Genomic DNA, 4,734 nt, shown 5'->3' with positions numbered 1-4,734 from the left:
TTCATAAGGAACAAAAATCATCATTTTTCGCTACAATCAATCCAGTTTAAACAAGCTCTAACTACCACACAGCTTTCAACATCCGGTCATTACCGGAAAGGTCTTTTTTTAAACAAATGTCTTTAAACCCTTTGCTTTCGACCATTTCAATCATTTCTTTGCCAAGATACTGATTAATCTCAAAATACAACACCCCACCTTTTCGTAATCCGCTCTTCGCCAGATCAGCTATTTTTTCATAAAAAACCAGGGGGCTTTCATCTTCGACAAACAAAGCGAGATGAGGCTCGTGAAGCAATACATTGTTCTTAATCTCTTTTTTTTCCAGATTTCTGATATACGGAGGATTGGATACTATTATATCAAGTTTATATTCATATTCCTCCCCGGCTTCCATAATGTCTTTTTTTATAAAGTCAACGGATACATTATGGCGTTTTGCATTTTCTTCCGCAACCTTCAGTGCCGCTCCGGATATGTCTATAGCGGAAACCCGTGCTTTCGGAAGGTTTTTAGCCAGTGCAACGGCTATACAACCACTACCCGTGCCTACATCCAGTATGGTGGGGTCTTCCGCCTGTTGCGCCCGGCAATCCTTTAATATCCAATCTACCAGTTCCTCGGTTTCCGGCCTCGGGATAAGCACGTTTTCATCTACCCGGAATTCCAGTCCGTAAAAGATGGTTTTTCCTAGGATTTGCTGAATGGGCTGATGTTGTTTTAAGCGGGCAAGGGCCTCAAAAACCGGTTGTTCCTCTTCCCTGGTCAGGGTGATTTCCGGTTGTAATGCCAGGGTTAACCTGGTGATGTTGCAGTATGCTTCGGTCAGCCGGAAAAAAAGTATATCCGTTTCTTCACGGTCATAGATTCCCTGAAGTTCCGATTGAAATATGCTCCGAATTTCTTTTAGTATCAATGGGTTGACGAGTTAATGAGATAATAAATTTACAAGGGGCTCAACGCCCGGAAAGATCTTTATTGCTACGGGACCTGCGGGTTTACATCAAGATCTTTTAACATCCATACCGGGCAGGAACAATGTCCCGTATTTCCCATAGGGGCGTCTATATACCTGAAGCCCTTTTTCCGATATAATTTTTGTGCGGCTTCCATATAAGGCATGGTTTCCAGGTAGCATTGGTCGTAACCGTATTCTTTTGCTTTTTGCAGGCATAGGTCGATCATCTTTTCACCGAGCCCCATGCCCCTTGCTTCCCGCAGGAAGTACATTTTCTGCAACTCGCACACATTTCCGTCATGGCCTGCCAAAGGGGCAATCCCTCCCCCTCCTGTTATTGTACTTCCCTGTTCTATAACAAAATAAACAGACCGCTCGGTATTATAAGTTTCAAACATACGGTCTACCGCCCTGTCTTCGTAGGCTGTTCCTTTTTTCGGGGCGCCCATATCGTCTACCAGAACCTGGCGTATAATGCGTGCGATCTGCGGATTATCTTCCGGCTGTATTTCCCTGATGGTCATGTATTTCCTTTTTTTTCTGTTCGTGACAAACAAACATTGCCCCTGCTATTTAGGGCAGGTCCTGTTTAATATGTTATTTTTGTTAGCCAAACCGGTATTTTCTCCCGGTACCAAGCAATTTTTTGAGCACGTGAATATACATGAAAAATACCTAAACCGCTGCATTCAGCTTGCCAAAAACGGTCTCGGCACTACCTACCCGAACCCTTTGGTAGGAAGTGTCGTGGTACATGAAGATAAAATTATAGGTGAAGGCTGGCACCGCAAGGCCGGAGAACCGCATGCAGAGGTTTACGCCATCCGGTCGGTGAAAGATACTTCCCTCTTGAAAAAATCGACGATCTATGTCAGCCTGGAGCCTTGCAGCCACTACGGAAAAACACCGCCCTGTAGTGATCTTATCATTGCTTCCGGTATCGGAAATGTGGTCATAGGCACCATTGACCCCTTTGACGCTGTTGCCGGACGGGGCATAAAAAAACTGACGGAATCGGGCTGTAATGTCACCGCAGGCGTGCTGGAAGCCGGCTGCCGTGAGCTCAACAAGCGTTTTTTTACCTATCACAACAAAAAAAGACCGTATATCATCCTGAAATGGGCGGAAAGTGTGGACGGTTACCTCAGTCCCGCACAACAGGAACAAACAGCCCCGGTATGGATAAGCAACACGTATTCCCGGCAACTCGTGCACAAGTGGCGAAGTGAAGAACAGGCCATCCTCGTGGGGACCAATACCGTGATAAAAGACAACCCCCGCCTAGATACCAGGGACTGGGCAGGTAATTCGCCTGTACGGGTAATACTGGACCGGGAGCTCCGTATCCCGCGTCATTTTTCGGTCCGGGATAACAGCGTAAAAACCCTGTTTCTCAGCGGGGGGGAAACGAGGCCGGACGAAGAAAATACGATAACCGAGCCTATAGATTTTTCGGGAAACATGGCAGCGCAGGTATGCGAGGTACTCTACCGGCACGGGCTCCAGAGTGTGATTGTCGAAGGGGGGCGGCAGATGCTCCGGACATTTATAGATGCGGAACTTTGGGACGAAGCCCGGATTTTCAGGGGAAACATGATGTTTAACAACGGGACCCCGGCGCCGGAATTACGGGGACATCTGTTGTCAGAACAGGATGTTGCGGGAAACCGGTTGCGGATTGTGAAACGGGAAAAAGCAGAAGATTGACACCAAACGACACCTATAAAACCATTACCGGGCCTTCCCCGGAAGTATTGTTTAAAGATAAAAACAGCAAGTTTTTCGGCTATGCCTATCCCGTCCGTACGGAAGAAGAGGCAAAAGAACATATCGAGGCGTTGCGCAAAAAGCATCATGCAGCCAGGCACTGGTGCTATGCCTGGCAACTGGGTACGGAAAACGTACAGTTCCGCGCCAATGACGACGGGGAACCTAATAATTCTGCGGGAATGCCTATTTACGGACAGGTACAATCCTTCGAAGTGACCAACGTGCTTATCGTGGTGGTCCGGTATTTCGGAGGTGTGAAGCTCGGTGTGGGCGGACTCATTAATGCGTATCGTACGGCTGCACAGATGGCCCTGGAAGCTTCGGACATCGAAGAGAGGACCATAGATGTACATTACCTGCTTACTTTTGATTATAAGGATATGAACAAGGTAATGCGGGTGATCAAGGAAAAGAACCTTACGATTGCAGACCAAAAGCTCGAACTGGATTGCCGTATTATCATTTCCGTAAGAAAACGCGATGCGGCGATGGTATCCGAAACATTCGGACAAATCTACGGGGTAAAAATCGGGGAAGCAGAAGGTCTTTGACGGACCGGATCTCCCCTGCCTGTTCCCGGTTTTGTCATTGAGCTCCTTCCGTTATTTTACCGGGAAACCGGGCTAAGTAATCGCCCCTTGAAAAAGGGCAATGGTTTTAATCATTATTCTGAATTCGGTTATATCTATAGAGAATATCTCGAATAAGTGCCTTGACGAATTTTCCTTCAGGTTAAACCGTTCACAACCCTAACAGACTATTTTTCATAAGGCTATCGAAAGGATGGTAAAACATCAACCTGTTTATCAGCATCAAATCATACAGAACTTAAATGCCTAACTCAATATGCTTAAATAAAATTATTGGCTTACATATTCTCCCTCTACATAGCCTCCGTTTACATAACGTGTGGTATCGGCAGTATGCCATTTATATATTCCTGCTACCATTATTCCAAGGTCATGTACATAATCAGATACAAGATCCCGGAAGTCACCAAAAAACGGAAGATTCTTTTGTAGAATTAAAAATTCATCCAAATATTGATCATGGAGTTCAATAGACTTCACATAAGCATCACGCAGAGATAGCTTATGATCATGCTGCATCACTTTTACAATATTCATGGTATCACCCTCTCTGTGAAGTTCTTTGGGCAAGGAGATAATATCATTGTGTATCCCGACCATAAAGGCACATAAAGCCTGAATCCTCAGAATATGTGGATGGTCGAAAATTTCATCCGGAATTGTTCGATATTCTTTCTGTATGGCAACATAAATACAAAACGGAGGAACACCGCTGGTATCTGCACGAATTAGGGTATACACAGGCAGTGGTGCGGTTGTATTTGTTCTGTAGTAGGTCTTTTCTTCAGCATAAGCGTCAAACACAGCGTGTATGGCTTTTACAAATCTCCTGTATAATGTTTCAGGGAGCTCGCATTTTATAGCATATTGACGCAGTTGCCAGTAAAAATGGAAAATACCTTTTTCCTTCGGCTCTTCAGATTCTCTGCCAGTTAAGATATCATCTATTCGGGCACTTATTTTGTACATTTCCTTCAGTGTGCATCGATCAAAATAATCATCCATCATAGATCCGTTTGCTGTGTAAACCGACAAAGGACGAATTTCTTCCATTGATTTTAAAAAAGGCAGTGCACGGGTTACAATATCTACAAAATGATGCTTTTTATGTTTCTCACGGGCTTCCATGCTGTGAAAGCTGTATTCATCATCAATCCAAGCGTAATATTCCTCACGTGCTTTTTGATAATCAGGATGAATAAAGTCTTGAAATGGGTATTTGATTTGCGGAAGACCTTCTAATCCGGAATAGAATTCTTCATCTGAGATTTTCTTTTTCATGCTATTTTGATTTAATGGTTGATTCTGATATAAATTTACACAAAAAATATTGAGTATGAATAAATTAAATTTTAACTACAATAGTATTACTACCCAAGAGGTAGCATATTGAGTCGCTCCTTAAAAAAGGGCAAT

General features: G+C 44.1%; 5 protein-coding genes. 2 read left to right on the top strand and 3 right to left on the bottom strand.

Going from position 1 to position 4,734, the window contains the following annotated elements; genetic code table 11:
- Positions 1–61 precede the first annotated feature (61 nt).
- Positions 62–916 (bottom strand): peptide chain release factor N(5)-glutamine methyltransferase, encoded by an 855-nt coding sequence (prmC, locus tag ED312_RS03570; RefSeq protein WP_123214639.1) that lies wholly within the window; start codon positions 914–916, stop codon positions 62–64.
- A 65-nt stretch (positions 917–981) separates the two neighbouring features.
- Complete coding sequence (locus ED312_RS03565) at positions 982–1,482, bottom strand: GNAT family N-acetyltransferase (RefSeq protein ID WP_123214638.1); 501 nt, start codon at positions 1,480–1,482, stop codon at positions 982–984.
- Between the two features lie 130 nt (positions 1,483–1,612).
- Here ED312_RS03565 and ribD point away from each other — a divergent pair, with 130 nt between their 5' ends.
- Both ribD and ED312_RS03555 read left to right on the top strand, forming a co-directional pair.
- Positions 1,613–2,665 carry a bifunctional diaminohydroxyphosphoribosylaminopyrimidine deaminase/5-amino-6-(5-phosphoribosylamino)uracil reductase RibD gene (gene ribD / locus ED312_RS03560; protein ID WP_123214640.1) on the top strand — a complete coding sequence of 351 codons (1,053 nt, stop codon included), beginning with the start codon at positions 1,613–1,615 and terminating at the stop codon, positions 2,663–2,665.
- Positions 2,662–3,279, top strand: a complete 618-nt coding sequence (locus ED312_RS03555; protein WP_123214637.1) for an IMPACT family protein — start codon at positions 2,662–2,664, stop codon at positions 3,277–3,279. Before ribD ends, ED312_RS03555 begins: the two co-directional genes overlap by 4 nt.
- Before the next feature lie 309 nt (positions 3,280–3,588).
- Here ED312_RS03555 and ED312_RS03550 read toward each other — a convergent pair whose 3' ends face one another.
- Entirely contained in the window at positions 3,589–4,599 is a 1,011-nt protein-coding gene (locus ED312_RS03550) for a terpene synthase family protein (RefSeq protein ID WP_123214636.1), read from the bottom strand.
- Between the last annotated feature and the right edge of the window lie 135 nt (positions 4,600–4,734).

Origin of the sequence: Sinomicrobium pectinilyticum (assembly GCF_003725735.1) — a bacterium.
Lineage (GTDB): Bacteria > Bacteroidota > Bacteroidia > Flavobacteriales > Flavobacteriaceae > Sinomicrobium > Sinomicrobium pectinilyticum.
The sequence above is the reverse complement of the archived record's forward strand: the minus strand, read 5'-3'. Positions and strand labels throughout refer to the sequence as shown.

Excerpts from the sequence above, each read along its gene's own strand:
- ED312_RS03565 (WP_123214638.1), bottom strand. The coding sequence starts at position 1,482 with ATGACCATCAGGGAAATACAGCCGGAAGATAATCCGCAGATCGCACGC.
- ED312_RS03550 (WP_123214636.1), bottom strand. The coding sequence starts at position 4,599 with ATGAAAAAGAAAATCTCAGATGAAGAATTCTATTCCGGATTAGAAGGT.